Consider the following 21,190-nt stretch of genomic DNA (forward strand, 5'->3'; position numbering starts at 1 on the left):
AGGGGCCCGGGCCTCCCACCTCACCGGCGCCGTCGGCGGAGTCCGCACGACCGGGCCGCCGCGACCCCCGTCGGCGACACGCCGGTCGCCCGCGACAGCGGCCCCCGAACCGGTGCGCCAGCACGGCCGCCAGGGCACGCCGGGACGCCGACGCCGCGGGTGTCAGTGGACGGTCCGGGTCCGGCCGTCCCACTCCCCGGCGAGCACCTCCGGCAACATCTCGGCGAGCCGCACCGGGTAGACCGTCACGTCGGAGGCGGCCAGCTCGTCCAGGTCCCACCACCGGTGCCGCAGGACCGTCCGCCGTTCCAGGTCCGAGAACCCGGAGGTATCCGGGGCGAGCTGGTCGGCGATCCGCAGGAGGAAGTACCACTCCTCGGTCTCCGTCTCCTGCTCGTCGAAGCTGTAGACGGCGTACCGCCGCCACACCGGTCCGACCAGCGCCGCCGGGGCGACGGCGAGCCCGGTCTCCTCGGTCAGTTCCCGCGCGGCGGCCGTGCGGGGGTTCTCACCGTCCTCCACGCCGCCACCGACGGTGTACCAGAACGGCGCGGTCGGCCGGACCGGGTCGATCCCCTCGAAGAGCAGCAGCCGGTCGTCGGGGTCCACGAGCAGCACGCGGGCGGCCGGGCGCAACCGCAGGCTCGCCGTGCCGGCGGCGTCCATCCCGCCCTCGGGCTCGGCGATCTCGAAGTAGGTCGGCGGTGGGGCGCCACCCGCCAACCGCAACCACCGCACGGCCCGGTGCCGGCGCAACGCCAGCGTGTCGCGCACCGCGTCGTTGTGCACCCGCCTGGCCAGGATCACCCGCAGCTCGGCCTCCTCGAGCTCGGCGCGCAGCCCCGGGGACAGCGCGACCCGGTCCCACTCGGCCAGCAACCGCCCGACCGCGTTCTCCTCGTCCTCCCGCCGGTCGCGGTCGGCCGTCTCCGCCCGGTCGGCCGCGGTGCGCAGCCGGGTCGCCAACGCCTGGTCCGGGCACACCTCCGCCACGGCCCTGGCCACCACGGACCGGCGCGCCAGGGCCGAGTCCACCGCGGCCCACGCCGCGTCGGTGCGGACGTGCAGCCGGTTCAGCCGGTTCGCGACCAGCACCGACCACCCACCGAGCACCACCAACGACACCAGCAGCACCAGCGCCAGGGTGAGCAGCGTGGTCACCGTCATCCGGCCCGCTCCCCGTCCGCCTCGGCGACGCGCCGGGGGTCCGCGGCCATCGCGGTCTCGTAGACCCGCATCACCTGCCTGGCGACGACCGGCCAGTCGAAGGTCTCCACCTGCCGTCGCCCCTGGGCGGCGATCCCCGCCCGGTGGTCGTCGTCGTCGAGCAACCCGGCCAGCTCCCCGGCCAACGCGCCGGCGTCACCCACCGCGTGCAGCACCCCCGCACCGCCACCCGCGAGGACCCGGCGGAACGCGTCCAGGTCACTGGCGAGCACCGCCGCGCCGGCGGCCATCGCCTCGGTCAGGATGATGCCGAAGCTCTCCCCCCCGGTGTTGGGCGCGCAGTAGACGTCGACGCTGCGCAGAGCCCGGGCCTTGGTCTCGTCGTCGACCTGGCCGAGCAGGTCGATCCGGGAGGCGAGCACCGGCCCGGCCGCCCGGAGCAGTTCCTCGCCGTCCCCCCGGCCCACGACCAGCAGCCGCAGGTCCGGCCGGTCGGGTGCGATGCGGCGCAACGCGTCGAGCAGGATCGGCATCCCCTTGCGGGGCTCGTCGAAGCGCCCCACGAAACCGACCGTCCCCCCGGCTCGTGGATAGCCGGCCAACGGGGCCGCCTCGGAGAAGAACCCGACGTCCACCCCGTTCGGGATGAGCACCGCGTCCCCACCGAGGTGCTGGACCTGCACCCGCCGCGCCAGGTCGGACACGGCGATGCGGGCGGTGATCTTCTCCAGGAACGGCCGCAGCACACCCTGGAACGCCGTGAGCGCCCGCGACCGGGGCGTGGAGGTGTGGAAGGTCGCGACGATGGGCCCGTCGGCCACCATCAGCGCCAGCAGCGCGAGGCTCGGCGCCACCGGCTCGTGCAGGTGCAGCACGTCGAACTCGTGTTCCCGCACCCAGCGCCGCACCCGGGCGAAGGACCTCGGCCCGAACGACAGCCTGGCCACCGAACCGTTGTAGGGGATGGCCAGCGACCGACCGGCGGAGGTGACGAACTCGGGGAGTTCTGCGTCCTCGGCCGCCGGGGCCAGCACGTCGACCTCGTGCCCCAGGCCGCGCAGCGTCGCGGCGAGGTCCGCGACGTGGGCCTGCACCCCGCCGGGCACCTCCAGCGAGTACGGGCAGACGAGTCCCACCCTCACGGTCGCGGCTCCTTCACGGTCTCCCGACCGGTGCGCGGCGCCACCCGCGCGTCCCCCGGCTCCGCCCGCCGGCCGCGTGCCCGCAGGTCGGACAGCCACAGGGGCTGGAGCATGTGCCAGTCCTCGGGATGGCGGCCGATCTCCTCGGCGAACGCGTCCGCCACCGCTTGGGTCGCCCCGGCCACCCCGGCCGCGCCGCCCGCCGCCGCCACCGGCCGCGCGAACCGCAACCCCCAACCAGACGGGGTGAACCAGGTGGTCGCGGGCAGGAGGGTGGCCCCGGTGCGGGCCGCGAGCCAGGCCGGCCCGGCCGGCATCCTGGTCCGCTCCCCGAAGAAGTCGACCGGCACGCCCCCACTGCTGAGGTCCCGGTCGGCCACCAGGCACACGAGCCCGCCCGCACGGAGCCGCTCCAGCATGGTCATCATCGTGCGACGCCCACCATCGGCCGGCAGGATCTCGAACCCGAGCGACTCCCGGTAGGCGACGAACCGCTCGTACACGGATTCGGGGCGCAGCCGCTCGACGACCGTGGTCAGGCCCCCGTAGCGGTGGGCGGCCCACAGGCCAGCCATGTCCCAGTTCCCGCTGTGGGGCAGCGCGACGACCACCCCGCGCCCGGCGGACATCGCCTCGTCGAGGGCCGAGGGGTTCTCGATACCCCGGTCGAAGGTCCGGCGGACGGCGGCGTGGTCCACGGCCGGCAACTGGAACGCCTCCCGCCAGTACCGCGCGTAGGAACGCATCGCCGTCCTCACCAGCCGCGCGAGCTCCGCCGGTCCCGCGTCGGGCACCACCCGGCGCAGGTTGCGGGCCAGCTGCCGGACCCCCCGGCCCCGCCGTTCGAAGGCCAGGTCGGCACCGAGGGTGAACAGCCGGTCGGCGAGAGGTGGCGGCACCGTCCGGACGAGCGCCCAGCCGGCCCCGTAGCCCCTGTCGGCCAGGGCGGCCCGCCAGTCGGCCCCCCGCGCGACCGTGTCACTCACGCTGCGTTCTCCTTCGCGGATCGGTACACGGCGACCAGCCGCTGCACCACCGTAATCACCGAGAGCACCGCGAGGAGCCACAATGACGCGGGCAGCACGTAGGGAACGCCAAGACCGTGCAGTCCGACACCGACGAGTCCGAAGGTCAACCGTTCGGCGCGCTCCACCAACCCCCCGTCGGCGTTCAGCCCGGACGCCTCGGCCCGCGCCTTGACGTAGGAGATGACCTGCCCGCTGACCAGGGACACCAGGGCCAGCGCCGCGAGCGTCGTGTCCTCGGCGAGGACGAAGCAGTACCAGGTGATCGCGGCGAACAGCGCGCCGTCGGCGATCCGGTCGCAACAGGAGTCCAGCACCGCGCCGAACCTCGTGCCACCACCGTTGGCCCTGGCCATCGCCCCGTCGAGCAGGTCGAAGAGCACGAACAGCGTCACGACGAAGGCGCCGAGGAAGAGGTGACCGGTCGGGATCAGCCAGAGCGCGCCGACGACGGTGCCGACCGTGCCGAAGACCGTGACCGCGTTGGGTGACAGGCCCCGCCGCACCAGCCACGCGCCGACCGGGTCCGTCAGCCGCGACACCGGTGCGCGGGCGAAGATGTTGAGCATCGCAGGAGGTAGTCCAGACCTGTTAGCAGGGAAGACCGTCGCTCCAGCCTAACGAGCCGGCCTCGGCGAGCGATCGGCAGCAGACCTCTCCCTATATAGCAGCACCGGCGCGGGGACGACCACCCATCGAACAGGACGGCCCCGAGGACGAGCGGCACCGGCGCCTCCCACTCCGGTCGAGCCCGGGCCAGGACGCATGCGTTCCGTGACGGCGGGCACCCCACGAGGAGGACACACGCACACGACGGCCCGCCCACCCGTCCCGCCGGTCGGTCAGCCAGCGGGACACCAGCGGGTCGTCACCGAGGGACCGGGAGGTCAAGGTGAAGGCACTGGTGTACGAGGGACCCCGGCAGGTGAAGGTCGCCGACGTCCCCGACGCGCGGGTGGAACGGCCCACCGACGTGCTGGTGCGCATCACCAGCACCAACATCTGCGGCTCCGACCTGCACATGTACGAGGGCCGCACCGACCTGGAGACCGGCCGGGTGCTCGGGCACGAGAACCTCGGTGAGGTGGTGGAGGTCGGAGCCGGTGTGGACCGGGTCCAGGTCGGCGACCGCGTCTGCCTGCCGTTCAACATCGGCTGCGGCTTCTGCGCCAACTGCGAGCACGGCCGGACCGCGTACTGCCTGACGGTCAACCCCGGTGCCGCGGGCGGCGTCTACGGCTACGCCGGGATGGGGCCCTACCAGGGCGGCCAGGCCGAGTACCTGCGGGTCCCCTTCGGCGACTTCAACTGCCTGGTGCTCCCCCCGGACGCTGAGGAGAAGGAAGCCGACTACGCCATGCTCTCCGACATCTTCCCCACCGGCTACCACGCCACCGAGCTGGCGGACGTCTCCGTCGGCGAGTCGGTGGTGGTGTTCGGGGCGGGACCGGTCGGCCTGATGGCCGCCTACTCCGCGCTGCTGCGGGGCGCGTCGAAGGTCATGGTCGTGGACCGCCACCCGGACCGCCTCCAGCTCGCCGCCGACATCGGCGCCATCCCGGTGGACGACTCCCGAGGTCCCGCCGTGGAGCAGGTCCTCGACCTGACCGGCGGCACCGGAGCGGACAAGGGGTGCGAGTGCGTCGGGTACCAGGCCCACGACCCCGACGGCCGGGAGGAACCCGCCTCCACCCTGAACGACCTCGTCGGATCCGTCCGCGCCACCGGGGCGATCGGCGTGGTCGGGCTGTTCCTCCCCCAGGACCCGGGTGGACCCGACCAGCTGAGCAGGGAGGGCAAGGCCGTCTTCGACCTCGGCGAGTTCTGGTTCAAGGGACAGCGGATCGGCACCGGGCAGGCCAACGTGAAGGCCTACAACCGCCGGCTGCGCGCCCTGATCCACGAGGGCCGGGCGAAGCCGTCGTTCCTGGTGTCCCACGAACTACCGCTCCAGCGCGGACCGGAGGCCTACGAGCACTTCGACCGGCGCGACGAAGGGTGGACGAAGGTCATCCTCCGCCCCTGAGGACGCTGCCCCGGGGTCAGGCCGTGCGCCGCCAGGCCTCCGCCAACAGCGACCGGGTCTCACCGAGCAGTTGGGGGAGCACCTTGGTGTGCCCCACCACCGGCATGAAGTTGGCGTCCCCTCCCCACCGGGGAACGACGTGCTGGTGCAGGTGGGCCGCGATGCCGGCACCGGCGACCGCCCCCTGGTTCATGCCCAGGTTGAACCCGTGGGGCGCCGAGGCCGCCCGCACCACCCGCATCGCCCGCTGGGTGAACTCCGCGAACTCGACCGTCTCCGCCGGGTCCAGGTCCGTGTAGTCCGGGATGTGCCGGTAGGGCAACACCATCAGGTGCCCGGGGTTGTACGGGTACAGGTTGAGCACGGCGAACACGGTGCGCCCCCGCGCGATGACCAGGCCGTCCTCGTCGGCCAGGCCGAGCACCCGGCAGAAGGGGCACCCGGCCTCGTCATCACCACCGGGTTTGTCCGCGCCCCGGATGTAGCTCATCCGGTGCGGCGTCCACAGCCGCTGGAGCGGGTCGGGGACCCCGACGCCCCGCTGCTCCTCGAACTCGGTCATCCAGCCGCCCCCGCCGGCTCGAAGGTCTCGGCCGTCGGGGAGCTGTTCTCCCGGCGCCCGATCCAGTCGGCGATGGCGGCGACGGCGGTCGCCACCGGCACCCCGTTGAGCTGGCCACCGTCGCGGAACCGGAAGGACACCGCGCCGTTCTCGACGTCGTTCGCTCCCGCCAGCACCATGAACGGCACCTTCTGGGTGGTGTGGTTGCGGATCTTCTTCTGCATCCGGTCGTCGGAGGTGTCCACCTCGACCCGCACGCCCCTGCTCCGCAGCTCCTTGGCCACCCCGAGCAGGTGCTCGACGTGGTCGGAGGCGATCGGGATCCCCACCACCTGCACGGGGGCGAGCCATGCGGGGAAGGCGCCCCCGTAGTGCTCGGTGAGCACCCCGAAGAACCGCTCGATCGACCCGAACAGCGCGCGGTGCACCATCACCGGGCGCTGCCGGGACCCGTCCGGCGCCGTGTACTCCAGGTCGAAGCGGTCGGGCAGCTGCATGTCCACCTGGATCGTCGACATCTGCCAGGTGCGACCCAGGGCGTCGCGGGCCTGCACGGAGATCTTCGGCGCGTAGAACGCCGCGCCGCCCGGGTCGAGGACCAGTTCCAGACCGGAGGCCTCGGCCGCCGCCCGCAAGGCGTCGGTCGCCCGCTCCCAGTCCTCGTCCGAACCGACGTACTTCTCCTCGTTCCTGGTCGACAGCTCGAGGTAGAAGTCGTCCAGCCCGTAGTCGCGCAGCAGGTCGAGCACGAAGGTCAACAACGACCGGATCTCGTCCTGCAGCTGGTCGGGGGTGCAGTAGATGTGCGCGTCGTCCTGCGTCATCCCGCGCACCCGGGTCAGCCCGTGCACCACACCGGACTTCTCGTAGCGGTAGACGGAGCCGAACTCGAAGAGCCGCAGCGGCAGCTCCCGGTAGGAACGCCCGCGCGAGCGGTAGATCAGGTTGTGGAACGGGCAGTTCATCGGCTTGAGGTAGTAGTCCTGCCCCTGCCGGCGCACGACACCGTTCTCGTCCCTCTCCTCGTCGAGGTGCATGGCCGGGAACATGCCGTCCCGGTACCAGCCCAGGTGACCGGAGGTCTCGAACAGCGCGCCCTTGGTGATGTGCGGCGAGTAGACGAACTCGTAGCCGCCCTCCTCGTGCCGCCGGCGCGAGTAGTCCTCCAGTTCCCGGCGCACCAGCCCCCCCTTGGGGTGGAACACCGGCAGACCGGAGCCGACCTCGTCCGGGAAGCTGAACAGGTCCAGCTCGGCACCCAGCCGGCGGTGGTCCCGCCGCTCCGCCTCCGCGAGCAGTTCCAGGTGCCGGTCCAGGGCCTCGGTCGACTCCCACGCGGTCCCGTAGATGCGCTGGAGCTGGGGGTTGCGCTCGTTGCCCCGCCAGTAGGCAGCGGCGACCCTGGTGAGGGTGAACGCGGGGATGTGCCTGGTGGTGGGCACGTGCGGCCCCCGGCACAGGTCCCCCCACACCCGGTCGCCGGTCCGGGGGTCGAGGTTGTCGTAGACGGTGAGCTCGCCGCCGCCGACCTCCATGACCTCGGAGGTGTCGACCTCGCTCTTGAGGTCGACCAGTTCGAGCTTGTAGGGCTCCGAGGCGAGTTCCTCGCGGGCCGCCTCCACCGAGTCCACCACGCGCCGGGAGAACCGCTGGGAGCCCTTGATGATCTGCTTCATGCGCTTCTCCAGCGCGCGCAGGTCCTCGGGGGTGAAGGGCCGCTCCACGTCGAAGTCGTAGTAGAAGCCGTCCTTCACGGGGGGCCCGATCCCGAGCTTGGCCTCCGGGAAGAGTTGCTGCACGGCCTGGGCGAGCACGTGCGCCGCCGAGTGGCGGATGACGGACCTGCCGTCCTCGGTGTCGGCCGCGACCGGCTCCACCTCGGTGTCCTCGGCGGGAGCCCAGGACAGGTCACGCAGCCGACCCTCCGCGTCGCGGACGACCACGACGGCGTCGGGACCCTTGCCGGGGAGACCGGCTTCCCGCACCGCGCTGCCCGCGGTGGTCCCGGCGGCCACCACGACCAGCGGGGTGGGCTCGGGAACGGGGGCCTGCGGTCGGGACACGGTGACTCCTCCATCGCTGCTGCCGGCGGTCGACGACCCCGGCGGACCGGTTGACGCGGCCTGCCGGCCGCCCGGTGCATGCTATCCGCACCGGCGCGAGCGGTGACCTGTCGGTTTGACCATCGCCGGTGCGGGGGCCGGTCCCGGGGGTGAGCGCCCCGGCCCCGCACTGCGCACGGTCACCCGCGCCAGTCGACCGGATGAAACCCGCCGCTCCGCCGGGTGTGTCCAGGCGCGGCTACCCGGCGGCTGTCGGTTCGGCGCGGACGATGAGCCGTATGCGGGATACCCTGAACAGCATGACTCCCGGGTTGGAGGCGGCCCTCGCACGGGCTGGGCTGCGGGTGAACGCGAGCGAGTTCCTCGCCTACGTCGAGGACGCCGCGCGCCGCTTGACGCCCCCGCACCCCGACCCGGGGGCGTTCCTGTCCCCCGACCAGCAGCGGGTGCTCACCGAGGTGGGGCTGGACCTGAGTCCGCAGGACCCGGGGGAACCGGACTACCGAGCGGGCACGGTGGCCGCCGAAGCGGTGCTGCTGGACTCCGCGTTGACCCTGACCGAGGCGGCCGACCGGCTGCGCGTCGGGATCGCCGACGTGGAGGCCAGGATCGCGGCCGGCCGGGTCGCCGGGTGGCGCGGGCGCGGGGGGTGGCGGCTGCCCGCCTGGCAGTTCACCGAGATCGGCGTCCTGCCAGGGCTCGCGGAGGTGTTGGACGCGGTGCCCGATGACCAGCCCGACCTGGTGGTGGCCGGGTTCATGATGACCGCGCAGGCCACGCTGCTGGTGGACGGCCACCCGGTCACCCCACGACGATGGCTGCTCACCGGCGGTGCCCCCGAGGCCGTGGCGGAGCTGGCCGCTCTGCTGGGCCGTCCCGTGTGACCGCGGTCGAGCTGGAATCGGCGCCAGGATGTCCCGGCTTCCCCAGCCGCCAGAACCAGCGACCCTGCGCGCGCTGCTGCGCAGGTCGGAGGACATCGTCGCGGTGCACCACGCCACCCGGCTGGTGCGCGTCTACACCTCGTCCGGGAGACACCCGCAGACCTGGAACGGCTTCCGGACCACCGGGCCGCTCCCGCACGCCCGCTTCGACTCCCACCCGCTCACCCCGAACGGCCGTCCCACCGACCACTCGGGTCACGGTGTCCTCTACTTCGCGCTGTCGATCCGGACGTGCGTGGCCGAGGTGTTCCAGTCGTCCTCGGTCGTGGACCGGCGGACGCGCTCCCCTCGGCTCGTCGTGCTGCGGCCGAGCCGAACGCTGAAGTTGCTGGACGTGGCCGGGTTGTGGCCGACCAGGGCGGGCGCGTCCCAGGCCATCAGCAGCGGCCCGAAGGAGGCGACCCAGGCGTGGGCCCGCGCGATCCGGGAGGCCTACGACGACCTGGACGGCCTCTGGTACCGCTCCTCGATGGACGCTGGTAATCCGGCGGTCTGCCTCTGGGACCCGCCGTCGGGCAGCGCCATCCCGGAACACCCCGACCTGCTCATCCCGCTGGACCACCCCGGCCTGGACCTGCCACTGGGCCGGATCTGCCACCAGCTGGACTACACGCTCTCGCACTGAGCCTGCTCCGCGCGGCCCCCACCTGGTCGCCCTCCCGGCGTGCGCGCACCGCGCCCAGGTCGGGAGGACGGGCCCCGCCGGTGCCGGCGGGGCCGGGCTCGGGTCGGGACGACGGGTCAGCCGGCGGCCGGCAGGGGGTGGTGCCGGTCCCCCAGCCAGGTCAGGCGGGTGGCGCGCCCGTACCGGATCTCGGTGACGGGGCGGCCACCGATCGCCGCCTCGATCTCCGCGCCCTCCGGCCGCCAACCGTGTCGTTCGGAGAAACGCGCGCCCTCCTCGTTGCCGGCGAGGACCCACGACACGACGTGCTCGAAGCCCCGCGCGTGCAGGTAGTTCACGGCGGCCTCGTGGACGGCGTGCCCGGCGCCGGTACCCGCCACCTCGGGGTCGGCGTACATCGCGACCAGTTCCGCGGTCAGCAGGCCGGGCCGGGCGTCACGTTCGCACCGGACCGGGGCGACCCCGCAGTAGGCGCCGACCCGGCCCTGCCGATCCACCGCGACGAACACCCTGCCCGGCTCGGGGACGGCGAGCCAACGTTCCCAGCCCGGGACCCTGGTGTCCTGGGACATGGCGTCCAGGAAGTCGTCGGGCAGCAGGCCCCGGTAGGACCGCCGCCACGCCGAGACGTTGATTCTGGCCAGGTCGGACGCGTCGTCGGGAGTGGCTCGGCGAACGGTCCAACGCACTGCGCGCTCAGTCATGGATTCAGCATCACCCACCGCGCGGTGGAGCGGCGAAGGGTTTTCAGCCCGTCCCACCAGGGGTCACCGGCAGCCAGCGGCCCCACCAGTCGAGGACGGCCTCGAACCGCTGGACGCGATGCCTGGGCCGGCCGGACCTGCTCAGTTCGTGCCCCTCCCCGGGGAAGAGCAGGAACTCCGTCTCGGTGCCCTGGGCCAGCAGGGTCACGAACATGCGCTGCGCCTGTTCGAGCGGGCACCGCCAGTCCTGCTCGGAGTGCACGACCGCGAAGGGCATCGTGATCCGGTCCGCGTGGTGGAGCGGGCTCTTCTCCCGCCAGACCACCGGGTCGGTACCGATGTAGCCGTGGGTGAACATCCAGCCGATGTCCGAGGAGCCGTGGAAGGAGTCCCAGGCGTTCACGGCCCGCTCGCTCCAGGCCGCGGTGAAACGCTCACCGTGGTGGGCGGCCAGCCAGCCCGTCATGAAGCCGCCGTAGGAACCGCCCATCACCCCCACCCGCCGCTCGTCGAGCTCGGGGCGCGCCAGGGCCAGGTCGAGCAGGCCGAGCAGGTCGACGGCGTCAACCGTGCCCATCGCGCCGACCACCGCCCGTCCGTGGCTCTCGCCGTACCCGGCCGAGCCCCGGGGGTTGGGGAGCACCACGGCGTAGCCGGCGGAGGCGTACACCTGCGCCTCGTCGAAGAAGCCCCAGGTGTAGTGCTGGAAGGGACCGCCGTGGATGACGAGCAGCACGGGGTGGGGGCCGGGGCCCTCCGGCAGGACGAGCCACCCGTGCAGCGGGTAGCCGTCCTCGCCCGTGCCCCGCAGTTCCTCCACCGCGGCCAGGCCGCTCTCCCCGATCCCGGCGCCGAGGTCGGTGAGCACCCGCTGGGGTTCGGGGGCGTCCTCGGTCAGCCGCAGGACCGCGACCTCCCCTGGTCGCTCCGTGGTGGACACCACGGCGGCGACCAGCCCGGACGCGGGGCAGTGGTCGAAGTCGGTGACCACCTGCTCGGCGTCGCCGACCAGCCGCAGACCCTCCAGGGGGGTGGGGGCGGGGTCCGGGGGCACGAGGCGCAGCTGGACGGAGCCCTGGACGCGCACCGCGACCAGCAGGCCCTCCGAGGTCGGCACGGCGGGACGGAGGCCCTGCACGTCGACGGTCTCGCGGTCGGTGAGCCGGGTGGGGGCGCTGACCTCGCCGGCGGCCGGGAGTTCGGCGTGCCAGAGGCCCGTGTTCCTGGCGACCGAGTCGAAACCCTGGAACTCGGTGCCGTAGTAGTGGACGCCACCGTCCTCGCCGACCACGGGCAGGTGGACGTTGCCCTTGCTCCGAACGGCGAGCTGAGGTTGGCCGCCCTCGGCCGGGACGAGGTAGAGGTCGTGGTGCAGGGTGTCGCGCGCGTTCAGGTCGCGCTGCGCGGCGAAGACCAGCCGCCGGCCGTCCGGCGTCCACGCCGGGTCCCGCACGTCGAAGGAGTCGCCACCGGCGACCTCCCGCGCCTCGGCGGCGCGGTCCTCGACGTCGACGGTGAAGAGGCGGTGCCGCCGGTCCAGCACGAACCCGACGTTGTCGAGGCGGTACTGGAAGGTCGTGATCCGGCGGGGCGCCTCCTCGTCGGGCGCGACGTCCTCGTCGGTGCCGTACCGGCCGGGTTCGGGGACGCGGGCGGTGAAGGCGAGCCGGGTCGAGTCGGGGCTCCAGACCGGTGCTCCGGCGCCGAGGGGGGCCTGGGTGAGCCGGCGGGGCTCACCACCCCCGACGGGCATCACGTACAGCTGCGGCGCCTTCTCCCAGCCGCGCGTCGAGGGGTCTCCTGACCGCAGGAAGGCGATCCACCGCCCGTCCGGCGAGATGCTCGCGGCCTGGTCGCGTTCCGACTCGGTCCACGGGGTGAGCGGCCCGCCGTCGAGGGGGAGCCGGTGCAGGCCGCCGAGGTAGGAGTTCTCCTCCCGGTCGGGGCGCACGGTGGCGACGATCAGCAGGTCCTCGCGCAGGGTCACCCCGCGCGCGGAGCGCAGTCGGTAGAGGTCGTCTGGACGCACATGCGGCAACCTACCGGATGCTTAGCAAGACTTACTAAGGGTTCCGGGGACTTGCGGCGGGGACGCGACCAGCGGTCAGCGCCGATCGCCGCCCCCCTCCTCCGAACGACCGGGGCGGCCGGCGCCGCTCGCGCCGCCGTCCTCGACGTCCTCGGTCGGGGTAGCGGCGGGCGCGGTGCCCTCGCCGTCCGCCTCCGGAGCGGACGGCGGCTTCTCCACGTGCTTGATGGCGCTCGGGTCGCGACGCACCTTGATCAGGCTCGCCACCGTGGTGACGACCAGGACGATGCCGATGACCGTGAGCGAGACCCCGATGCCCACCTCGGGGACCGGGACGCCCTCACCGCCGTTGATGAAGGGCAGGTTGTTCTCGTGCAGGGCGTGCAGCACCAGCTTCACGCCGATGAAGCCCAGGATGACCGAGAGACCGATCGAGAGGTAGACGAGGCGGTTCAGCAGGCCACCGATGAGGAAGTAGAGCTGCCGCAACCCCATCAGTGCGAAGGCGTTGGCGGTGAAGACGAGGTAGGGCTCCTGGGTCAGCCCGAAGATCGCGGGGATCGAGTCCAGCGCGAAGAGCAGGTCGGCGCTGCCGATGGCGATCATCACGACGAACATCGGCGTGACCCACCGCTTGCCGTCGATCCGCACGAAGCTCTTCGACCCGTGGTACTTCTCGGTGACCGGCAGGAACCTCCGCACCGCCCGCAGGGCCGCGTTGTCGCCGCTGAAGCTGTCGTCGTCGCCGGACTTGACCAGCTTCCACGCGGTGTAGATGAGGAAGGCACCGAAGAGGTAGAAGACCGCGGCGAAGCGGTCGATCACGACGGCACCGGCCGCGATGAAACCGCCGCGCATGATCAACGCCATCACGATGCCGATCAGCAGCACCCGGTGCTGGTGGATGGCGGGCACCGCGAAGCTGGACATGATGATGACGAACACGAACAGGTTGTCGACGCTGAGCGCCTTCTCGGTCACGTACCCCGCGAAGAACTCCCCGGCGAAGGTGCTGCCCGAGAAGTACCAGATGCCGGCACCGAACACGATCGCCGCGACCACGTAGACGGCCGACCAGATCGCGGCCTCCTTGATGGAGACCTCATGGGGCTTGCGGTCGACGATGAGGAGGTCGAGGAGCACGACCAGCACGAGGGCCGCGATGGTGACGAACCACAGCCAGTTGGGGATGTCCATGAACTTCTTTCCTCCGGTGCGCAGGCACAGCTGACCACCGGAGGTCTCTTCCACCGACCGTGGGCCGGTCGACGGCACCGGGCGTCGAGCGCCGTGATGACGATGCCGCCGCGAAGGAATACTCCCCTCCACGTACGAGCGCCATTGTTCACCATGTGCGGCCCCCACCAACAGTCAGGGGGCCGGGAGATCATGGTCACACCGCCCCCGACCCCCCGCCAGCCGGGAACCGGTGACCTCGGCGAGGGCGCCGGTGGTGGCGGTGGAGCGGCTCCGGCACGGGGTCGAGGGGACCACTCCCGCCCCGGCGACCGCGCCGCGCTCCCGTTCCGGGGTGCGACGACCGGGTGACCGGGGCCGACGCGCCTCGTCGCCGGGACGGTTGCCCCACCGCCCTCGACGCCGGACGGTGGGGCCGGACCGTCAGCGGTACCCGGTGGTGTCGGCGGGCTTCCCGGCATCCTGGACCTCGACGACGTACCGCCACGCATCGGGGCGCGAACCGTCCAGGTCGGTGAATCCGTACTCCTGGGCGAGACCCCCGCTGGACAGCGACCGGCCGTTCCACCGGGCGAGGTCGGGGTCCGCCGCGAGAGCCGCCACGGCACGTCCCACGAACCGAGGGGTCTCGGAGATCGCGAAGTGCGGTTCCCGGGGGAGCGCGTCGCGCCAGTTCTCCTCCCGCACCCCGTAGTGGTCGAGCATCATCTCCGACCTCATCCAGCCCGGTGTCAGGGACACCGCCGTCGCCTCGTGCTTGACCAGGTCCCGCGCGTGCGCCCACGCCATGCGGTTCACCGCGACCTTCGCGAGGTCGTAGAAGGGCGAGACGCGGTAGTTCCGCTCGTTGTACTCGACGGTCCCGTCCGTGACCTCGACGAGCAGACCGCCCGGCCGTTCGATCAGCAGGGGGAGGGCGTGGTGCGCGGTGATGAGGTGGGTGTCGACCGCCAGCCGGAGCAGCCGCAGGCCGTTGTCGAGATCGTGCTCCCACACCGGCGTGTCCCACCCGAAGAGGAGCTCGCCACCCCAGATGTCGTTGACGAGGACGTCGAGGCGCCCCTGTTCCTCGCGGATGCGGTCCACCAGCGCCCGCACCTCCTCCGGCACGAGGTGGTCGACGGCGACCGGAACACCGACCCCGCCCGCGCGCTCGACCAGCTCGGCGGTCTCCTCGATCGTCTCGGGCCGCCCGTACTCGGAGGCACGATCCCTGGTGGTGCGGCCGGTGACGTACACCGTGGCTCCCGCCGCCCCGAGCTCGACGGCGATGCCCCGCCCCGCGCCCCGCGTCGCTCCCGCGACCAACGCGACCCTTCCTCGCAGGCTCATGCCCAACCTCCCCAGCCATACATAACCGATCGATCGTTTATATTCATAGCATGGCACGCACCAAGACCCGGACCGACGAGGAGGTCCTGGACACCGCCCTCTCCCTGATCGGGGACATCGGAGTCGGGAACCTGACCTTCGCCGCGCTCGCCACCCGGTCCGGTCTCTCCTCGGCGACGCTGGTCCAGCGCTTCACGAACAAGGCCACGCTGATCCAGCGCGCCCTCCTCCAGGGCTGGGAGAAGCTCGACGCCACCACGCGGTCCCTCGCGGCGAGCACCCCCCTGACCCCCCGGGGAGCGGTCGAACTGCTGGTGGGCCTGTCAGGGCAGTACGCCGACGCCGAGGCTTACGCGAACGGGCTGCTGATCCTGCGCGAGGACCTCCGCGACCCCCTCCTGCGCCGCCGAGGGACCGCGTGGGAGGCCGAACTGACCGCCTTGCTCGACGCGCGGCTCTCGACGGCCCCCGGAACCCCGACCGGAGCCGGTCACGCACTCGCCACCTACTGGCAGGGCTCACTGACCTGGTGGGCCTTCCAGGCGGACACCCCGCTCGAGGAGTACCTGACCGACCGGCTCAGCCAGTTCCTCGCCCTGGTCAACCGTCCCTAGACCGGCACCTCGCACCGGGGTCCACGCCCACCGTCCCCGGGACGACACGCACGCGCGGTCACGCCCACCGTCCCCGGTGGACGCCCGATCCTCGGCCGCACCGGACCCGCGACGTGATCCACACCCCCTCGGGCGGGAGTCGGGCGGCTCCTCGAGCCCACCACCGCCCACCACGCGACGCACCACGCCACATGCCCCACCACCAGGCACGACGGCCGTCCACGCTGGATTCCGCACCTGACGAGCACTGTCCGGAATGTCCCCGAAAGTGTGACCCCTGACATGGCCGGTCCCGCGACTTCGCATACTGTCGACTGGTGTCGTTCCTCGCGCGGAATCGTTGGTGGCTGATCGCCCTCGGAGCGGTCGTGCTCCTCGTGGCTGGCGCGATCGCCTGGCCCTCCGATGACGAGGACACCTCCGACATCCCGTCGCGGGAGTTCCGGCTGGAGGTGCCCGAGGAGCCCGGCTCCGACAGCCTCATCAGCCTCGACGCCACCGTCTACCTCCCCGAGACCACACCCGCCCCGGCCGTCCTGCTCGCACACGGCTTCGGCGGCAGCAAGCTCGAGGTCTCCGGCGACGCCCGGGAACTGGCCGACCGCGGCTTCGTGGTCCTGACCTACTCCGCGCGCGGCTTCGGCGAGAGCGAGGGGCTGATCGGGCTGAACTCGCCGGACCACGAGGTCCGGGACGCCTCCGCCCTCATCGACTGGCTGGCCGAGCAACCCGAGGTGCTCACCGAGGACGGGGACCCGGTGGTGGGCGTCACCGGCGGCTCCTACGGCGGCGCGTTGTCGCTCATGGTGGCCGGCACGGACGACCGGGTGGACGCGATCGCCCCGGTCATCACCTACAACGACCTGGTCAAGGCCCTCATCCCGAACTCGGGCACCGAGGACGCCACCCCGATCACCTCGGCCGGTACCCCGGCCGCCAGCCCGTTCCCCGACCCCGGGGTCTTCAAACGGTTCTGGGCGGGTCTGCTGTTCACCGCCGGCAGCCCCTCCGTGGAGGCACCGCCGGTCGCCTCGCCGGAACTCGGCACCGACGACGAGGACGGCGAGGGCGACGAGGGCAGCGAGGGCGCACGCCCCACTCCCGAGGAGGGCGGGACCGGCGACGCCGACGGGGGCACGGGGCCGACCCCGCCCGGCTGCGGACGCTTCAGCCCCGAGCTCTGCGCCGCCTACGTCGAACTCGCCACCACCGGGGAACCCAGCCAGGAGACCGTGGACCTGCTCGCGGACCTCTCCCCCGCGCGGTTCACCGAGAACATCACCGTGCCCAGCCTGGTCGTGCAGGGCAGCCAGGACACCCTGTTCGGCCTGGACCAGGCCGACGCCAACGCCCGGGAGATCGCCGAGGCGGGCGGCCGGGTCAAGGTGGTGTGGTTCGCCGGCGGCCACGACGGCAGCGGGACACCCGGCGAGGTCCGGGACCAGATCGGCGCGTGGTTCGACTTCCACCTCGCCGGCCGAGGACCCGACCCGGGAACCACCTTCGAGTACGGCATCCCGCGCAGCGTCGCCGGCGGTGGCGGTACCCGGGTGCGCACCCTGACCGCTCCCGAGTACCCCGGCCTCGTCGACACCGCGGCCACCGAGTTCCAACGACACCGGATCACCGGAGACCCGACGCCGGTCCTCACCCCGGCCGGGGGCCAGCCCGCCGCCATCACCGGACTGCCCGGGCTGTCCGGCGTGCTCGGCGGCTCGCCCGACGTCGCCGGCCGACTCCACCGGGACGTCCCCGGCCAGGTGGCCCGCTTCACCTCCGAGCCCCTGGCCGAGGCCGTCACGATCACCGGAACCCCCCGGGTCCGCGTCCAGGTCAGCCAGGCGCCGGGCGCCGCCACCTCCGGCACCGCCGTGCTCTTCGCCAAGCTCTACGAGGTCAGCCCCAACGGCACCCGCACCCTGCCGGGACAGGGCGTCTCCCCGGTCCGCGTCACCGGCCTACCAGCCGACGGCACCCCGATGGAGGTGGACATCGCGCTGCCCGGCATCGCCTACACCGTCGACAGCGGCCAGCGGCTTGAGGTCGCGATCTCCACGACCGACCAGGCCTACGCCAGCGTCACCGAGCCGGTCACCCACGTGGTCGGCATCGCGGAGAACACCGACCTGGCACTCCCGACGACCCAGGGCGAGCACGCCACCTCCCCGGTGCCGTGGGGGGCGCTCGCCGGCGCTGGTGGCGTCGTCGCCCTCGGCGTGGTCCTCGCGCTGGTCTCGGCGTGGCGCCGGCGGCACTCGACGGACCTCGTCCCCGACCTGGAGGACGTGCCGATCGTCATCTCGGGCCTCAGCAAGCGCTACGCCAGCGGGTTCACCGCGGTGGACGGCATCTCCCTGCGGGTCGAACGGGGACAGGTCCTCGGGCTGCTCGGCCCGAACGGCGCGGGCAAGACCACGACGCTGCGGATGCTGATGGGGCTGATCCGTCCCACCGCCGGCCAGGTGCGGGTGTTCGGGCACCTGGTGCGCCCCGGCGCGCCGGTGCTGTCCCGGATCGGCGCCTTCGTGGAGGGTTCCGGGTTCCTCCCCCACCTCTCGGGCATGGAGAACCTGCGCCTGTACTGGGCGGCCACCGGTCGGGGTCGGGAGAGCGCCCACTTCGAGGAGGCCCTGGAGATCGCCGGCCTCGGCGCGGCGGTGCACCGGAAGGTGTCCACCTACAGCCAGGGGATGCGGCAGCGGTTGGCCATCGCGCAGGCGATGCTCGGGCTCCCCGACCTGCTCGTCCTCGACGAACCAGCCAACGGCCTCGACCCGCCCCAGATCCACCAGATGCGGGAGGTGCTGCGCCGCTACGCCTCGGGGGGACGGACCGTCGTCGTCTCCAGCCACCTGCTGGCCGAGGTGGAGCAGACCTGCACCCACCTGGTCGTGATGCACCGGGGCCGGGTCATGGCCACCGGCGAGGTCCGGGACATCGTCGCGGGCGGGCACGGGTACACCTTCCACGTCGACCAGCCCGAGCGGGCGGCCGAGGTGCTCGCCGCGATGGACGGCGTGTCGGAGGTCGAGGCCCACGACAGCAGCGTGCAGGCCCTCCTCGGGCCGGTGCGCCCGGGAGCGGCGGTCACCGAACTGGTGCGGGCCGGGATCGCGGTCGAACAGGCCGGGCCCACCGGCCGGTTGGAGGACGCGTTCCTCCAGATGGTCGGAGAGGAGTCGGCGCCGTGACCGAGCCACATCGGAACACGTCATCCGGGGAGCCGGCGGCACGCGGGAGCGTTCCGTCCGCCGAGGCGGCCGCCGTGTTGGAGGAGCGCAGCCGGCACGCCGATCCGGCCGGCCGGGTGGCCCACGACGGGTCGATCGCCGGGTACCGCGCGAACCACACCCTGCCGATCAGGGTCGAGCTGCGGCGCCAGCTGCTGCGGCGCCGCACCCAACTCACCCTCGGCCTGCTGGTCGCCCTGCCCGTGGTCCTGCTGCTGGCGTTCCGGATCGGTCAGGACGACGTCAGCGGCGGCGGCCTGGTGGAACTCGCCACCCGCAGCGGGGTCAACTTCGCGCTGTTCTCCATCTTCGTGTCGGTGAGCTTCCTCTTCGTCGTCGTCGTCGCCCTGTTCTTCGGCGACACGGTGGCCAGCGAGGCGTCGTGGTCGAGCCTGAAGTACCTGCTGGCCGCGCCCATCCCCCGGCACCGACTGCTCCGGCAGAAGGCCATCGTGTCGGCCCTGCTCACCGTGTTCGCTCTCCTGCTGCTCCCGGCGGTGTCCCTGCTCGTCGGGGTCCTCGCCTACGGCAACGGGCCCCTGATCAGCCCCACCGGCGAATCGGTGTCGATGGGCCGGGGCGTCGTCGTGCTGCTGATGATCATCGCCTACCTGGTGCTCTTCTACACCTGGGTGGCCGGCCTCGCCCTGCTGCTCACCGTCGCCACGAACACCCCGTTGGGCGCGGTGGGCGGAGCGTTGATGGCCAGCATCCTGTCCCAGATCCTCAACCAGATCACCGCCCTGGGTGACCTGCGCCAGTTCCTCCCCACCTACTACAGCTACGACTGGTTCGACCTGCTGAGCACCGACATCAGCTGGGACGAGATGGCCAGGGGCGTCCTGACCTCGTTCGTCTACGGCACCGTGTTCGTCCTGCTGGCCATCCAGGTGTTCGACCGCAAGGACATCACCAGCTGAGGCCGCCCGCCCGCGCCGCGGAGGGCGGGCGGGCCGCACCCACCCGGTCCCCGCCACGGCTGGCATCCTGATCACGACTGGTTCCGGTCGAGGACGGGAGCGCGTGTGCGGCGGGAGATCACCACGACCTCGGGGCGGGTCCGGGGCCGTCAGGCCGCACCCGGCGTGCGGGCCCACCTCGGCATCCCCTACGCGGATCCGCCGTTCGGACCGCTCCGGTTCCGCCCGCCCCGGCCCCGACGGCCCTGGGCGGGCGTCCGGGACTGCGTCACCTTCGGCCCGGTCGCGCCCCAGTCCGCGCGACTGACCGGGCTGCCGGTCTGGGCGGCGGACGAGGAGGACATCCTCACCCTGAACGTGTGGGCACCCGCCGGATCGGGAGGTCCCTGGCCGGTGCTCACCTGGTTCCACGGCGGGGCCTACACCTTCGGTTCCAGCGCCCAGCCGGACTTCGACGGCGCACGGCTCGCCGCCACCGGCATGGTCGTGGTCACCGTCAACTACCGGCTGGGTTTCGAGGGGTTCGGTCACCTGCCCGGGACGCCGGACAACCGGGGCCTGCTGGACCAGCTCGCCGCGTTGGACTGGGTGGCCGCCAACATCGCCGAGTTCGGTGGTGACCCGGACAGGGTGACCGCCGCCGGGCAGTCGGCGGGCGCCGGTTCGGTCCTGGCGCTGGCCGCCTCGGACCGGGCCACACCGTTCCACCGCGCCATCCTGCACAGCCCGCCACAGGGCTTCCGCTCCCCCGCCGAGGCCGCCACCGTCGCCGACCGCATCGCCACGGCGGCGGGGGTGCGACCGGCGGACCTCGGCTCGGCGCCACCCGAGGCACTGGTCAGGGCCGCCGACCTCGTCGCAGGTGACCACTCGGCGGGCCGCTGGCCGGGGCGGTGGCGGCACGACCCGGTGCTGTACGGGCCGGTGGTCGACGGCGAACTCCTCCGGGCCGACCCGGCGCCGTCACTGGCCCAGGGGGCGGCCGCCGGGACACCCCTGCTGGTCACCCACACCACGGAGGAGTACTGGCTGTTCCACGCGGTGGGCGGGTTGAACCCGGTGCGCACCGAAGGCGAACTCGCGCGGTTCGCCGACGATCTGGGACTGCCGGCGGCCCTGCCCGCCGGCTACCGGCGACTGCTGCCCGACGCGACCGTCGAGGAACTCTGGTTGGCGATCTTCGGGGACCTCCGGTACGGCGAGTACGCGGCGCGGCTGGTGGAGAGCCAGGTGGCGGCCGGGGGTGCCGCCTGGCTGGCCCTGTTCGACCGCCGGCGGGACGCCAGCGGGCAACGGGTCCGGGCCTGGCACCACGCCGACGTGCCCTTCGTCTTCGGCACCCTGGACGCCCCCGGCGCGGACTTCCTGATCGGCGCGGTGGGCACCGACGAGCACCGGTTGGCGCGGCACGTCGGCGCCGCGGTCCTCCGCTTCGCCGCGCACGGGGACCCGGGCTGGACCCCGTTCCACGGCGGCACGGGCCCGGTGGAGGTCTGGGGTGGCGAGCCACGGTCCGTCCCGGCCACGGATCCGGCCCGCCGCGCACTGTGGGAGGACGTCCCGCTGGGGCCGGCCCCGGCCTGACCGGCCCACCCGCTCCCCCGGGTCGC

The 21,190-nt window shown here is 72.8% G+C and carries 17 protein-coding genes; 7 read left to right on the forward strand and 10 right to left on the reverse strand.

Annotation, left to right across the window (positions count from 1 at the left end; genetic code table 11):
- Positions 1 to 162 precede the first annotated feature (162 nt).
- The 4 genes from C1701_RS03645 to pgsA are packed head-to-tail and all read right to left on the reverse strand — an operon-like array spanning position 163 to position 3,903.
- Complete coding sequence (locus tag C1701_RS03645; protein ID WP_026418926.1) at positions 163 to 1,167, reverse strand: NUDIX hydrolase; 1,005 nt, start codon at positions 1,165 to 1,167, stop codon at positions 163 to 165.
- Positions 1,164 to 2,309 carry a glycosyltransferase family 4 protein gene (locus C1701_RS03650; protein WP_026418927.1) on the reverse strand — a complete coding sequence of 382 codons (1,146 nt, stop codon included), beginning with the start codon at positions 2,307 to 2,309 and terminating at the stop codon, positions 1,164 to 1,166. The genes C1701_RS03645 and C1701_RS03650 overlap by 4 nt, the downstream gene beginning before the upstream one ends.
- Complete coding sequence (locus tag C1701_RS03655; protein ID WP_245588806.1) at positions 2,306 to 3,295, reverse strand: phosphatidylinositol mannoside acyltransferase; 990 nt, start codon at positions 3,293 to 3,295, stop codon at positions 2,306 to 2,308. The genes C1701_RS03650 and C1701_RS03655 overlap by 4 nt, the downstream gene beginning before the upstream one ends.
- Positions 3,292 to 3,903 carry a phosphatidylinositol phosphate synthase gene (pgsA, locus tag C1701_RS03660; protein WP_026418928.1) on the reverse strand — a complete coding sequence of 204 codons (612 nt, stop codon included), beginning with the start codon at positions 3,901 to 3,903 and terminating at the stop codon, positions 3,292 to 3,294. The genes C1701_RS03655 and pgsA overlap by 4 nt, the downstream gene beginning before the upstream one ends.
- A gap of 323 nt (positions 3,904 to 4,226) precedes the next feature.
- Between pgsA and C1701_RS03665 the strand changes: the two genes are divergently transcribed.
- Entirely contained in the window at positions 4,227 to 5,360 is a 1,134-nt protein-coding gene (locus C1701_RS03665; protein ID WP_026418929.1) for a glutathione-independent formaldehyde dehydrogenase, read from the forward strand.
- A 16-nt stretch (positions 5,361 to 5,376) separates the two neighbouring features.
- Here C1701_RS03665 and C1701_RS03670 read toward each other — a convergent pair whose 3' ends face one another.
- Together C1701_RS03670 and thrS are read right to left on the reverse strand one after the other, a co-directional pair.
- A complete protein-coding gene (locus C1701_RS03670) occupies positions 5,377 to 5,922 on the reverse strand; it encodes an HIT family protein (protein ID WP_030105776.1) in 546 nt (181 codons plus the stop codon).
- The gene (thrS, locus tag C1701_RS03675; protein WP_026418931.1) at positions 5,919 to 7,985 is read right to left on the reverse strand and encodes a threonine--tRNA ligase; all 2,067 of its coding nucleotides are present in this window, start codon (positions 7,983 to 7,985) and stop codon (positions 5,919 to 5,921) included. Before thrS ends, C1701_RS03670 begins: the two co-directional genes overlap by 4 nt.
- A gap of 299 nt (positions 7,986 to 8,284) precedes the next feature.
- On the opposite strand from thrS, the gene C1701_RS03680 reads away from it, so the two are divergent.
- Together C1701_RS03680 and C1701_RS03685 are read left to right on the forward strand one after the other, a co-directional pair.
- Positions 8,285 to 8,869, forward strand: coding sequence for a hypothetical protein (locus C1701_RS03680; RefSeq protein WP_026418932.1), 585 nt, complete (start codon positions 8,285 to 8,287; stop codon positions 8,867 to 8,869).
- A 28-nt stretch (positions 8,870 to 8,897) separates the two neighbouring features.
- On the forward strand, positions 8,898 to 9,554 hold the full coding sequence (locus C1701_RS03685; protein ID WP_103055547.1) for an RES family NAD+ phosphorylase: 657 nt from the start codon (positions 8,898 to 8,900) through the stop codon (positions 9,552 to 9,554).
- Between the two features lie 116 nt (positions 9,555 to 9,670).
- Here the strand turns inward: C1701_RS03685 and C1701_RS03690 are convergent, their stop codons facing one another.
- The 4 genes from C1701_RS03690 to C1701_RS03705 form a co-directional block, all read right to left on the reverse strand.
- Positions 9,671 to 10,258, reverse strand: a complete 588-nt coding sequence (locus tag C1701_RS03690; protein WP_245588807.1) for a GNAT family N-acetyltransferase — start codon at positions 10,256 to 10,258, stop codon at positions 9,671 to 9,673.
- Between the two features lie 43 nt (positions 10,259 to 10,301).
- Positions 10,302 to 12,287 (reverse strand): S9 family peptidase, encoded by a 1,986-nt coding sequence (locus C1701_RS03695; RefSeq protein ID WP_337662124.1) that lies wholly within the window; start codon positions 12,285 to 12,287, stop codon positions 10,302 to 10,304.
- A 75-nt stretch (positions 12,288 to 12,362) separates the two neighbouring features.
- Positions 12,363 to 13,484 (reverse strand): TerC family protein, encoded by a 1,122-nt coding sequence (locus C1701_RS03700; RefSeq protein ID WP_030105781.1) that lies wholly within the window; start codon positions 13,482 to 13,484, stop codon positions 12,363 to 12,365.
- 423 nt (positions 13,485 to 13,907) lie between these two features.
- Positions 13,908 to 14,816: an SDR family oxidoreductase gene (locus tag C1701_RS03705; RefSeq protein ID WP_026418936.1), complete on the reverse strand. Its 909-nt coding sequence runs from the start codon at positions 14,814 to 14,816 to the stop codon at positions 13,908 to 13,910.
- 50 nt (positions 14,817 to 14,866) lie between these two features.
- Here C1701_RS03705 and C1701_RS03710 point away from each other — a divergent pair, with 50 nt between their 5' ends.
- The 4 genes from C1701_RS03710 (at position 14,867) to C1701_RS03725 (ending at position 21,164) form a co-directional block, all read left to right on the forward strand.
- Positions 14,867 to 15,430, forward strand: coding sequence for a TetR family transcriptional regulator (locus C1701_RS03710; RefSeq protein ID WP_026418937.1), 564 nt, complete (start codon positions 14,867 to 14,869; stop codon positions 15,428 to 15,430).
- 317 nt (positions 15,431 to 15,747) lie between these two features.
- Complete coding sequence (locus C1701_RS03715) at positions 15,748 to 18,621, forward strand: alpha/beta fold hydrolase (protein ID WP_026418938.1); 2,874 nt, start codon at positions 15,748 to 15,750, stop codon at positions 18,619 to 18,621.
- Complete coding sequence (locus tag C1701_RS03720; RefSeq protein WP_026418939.1) at positions 18,618 to 19,580, forward strand: ABC transporter permease subunit; 963 nt, start codon at positions 18,618 to 18,620, stop codon at positions 19,578 to 19,580. The genes C1701_RS03715 and C1701_RS03720 overlap by 4 nt, the downstream gene beginning before the upstream one ends.
- A gap of 105 nt (positions 19,581 to 19,685) precedes the next feature.
- A complete protein-coding gene (locus C1701_RS03725; RefSeq protein WP_103055549.1) occupies positions 19,686 to 21,164 on the forward strand; it encodes a carboxylesterase/lipase family protein in 1,479 nt (492 codons plus the stop codon).
- The last annotated feature ends 26 nt before the right edge of the window (positions 21,165 to 21,190 follow it).

Source organism: Actinoalloteichus sp. AHMU CJ021, from assembly GCF_002895405.1.
In the GTDB taxonomy this organism is placed as follows: Bacteria; Actinomycetota; Actinomycetes; order Mycobacteriales; family Pseudonocardiaceae; genus Actinoalloteichus_B; species Actinoalloteichus_B caeruleus.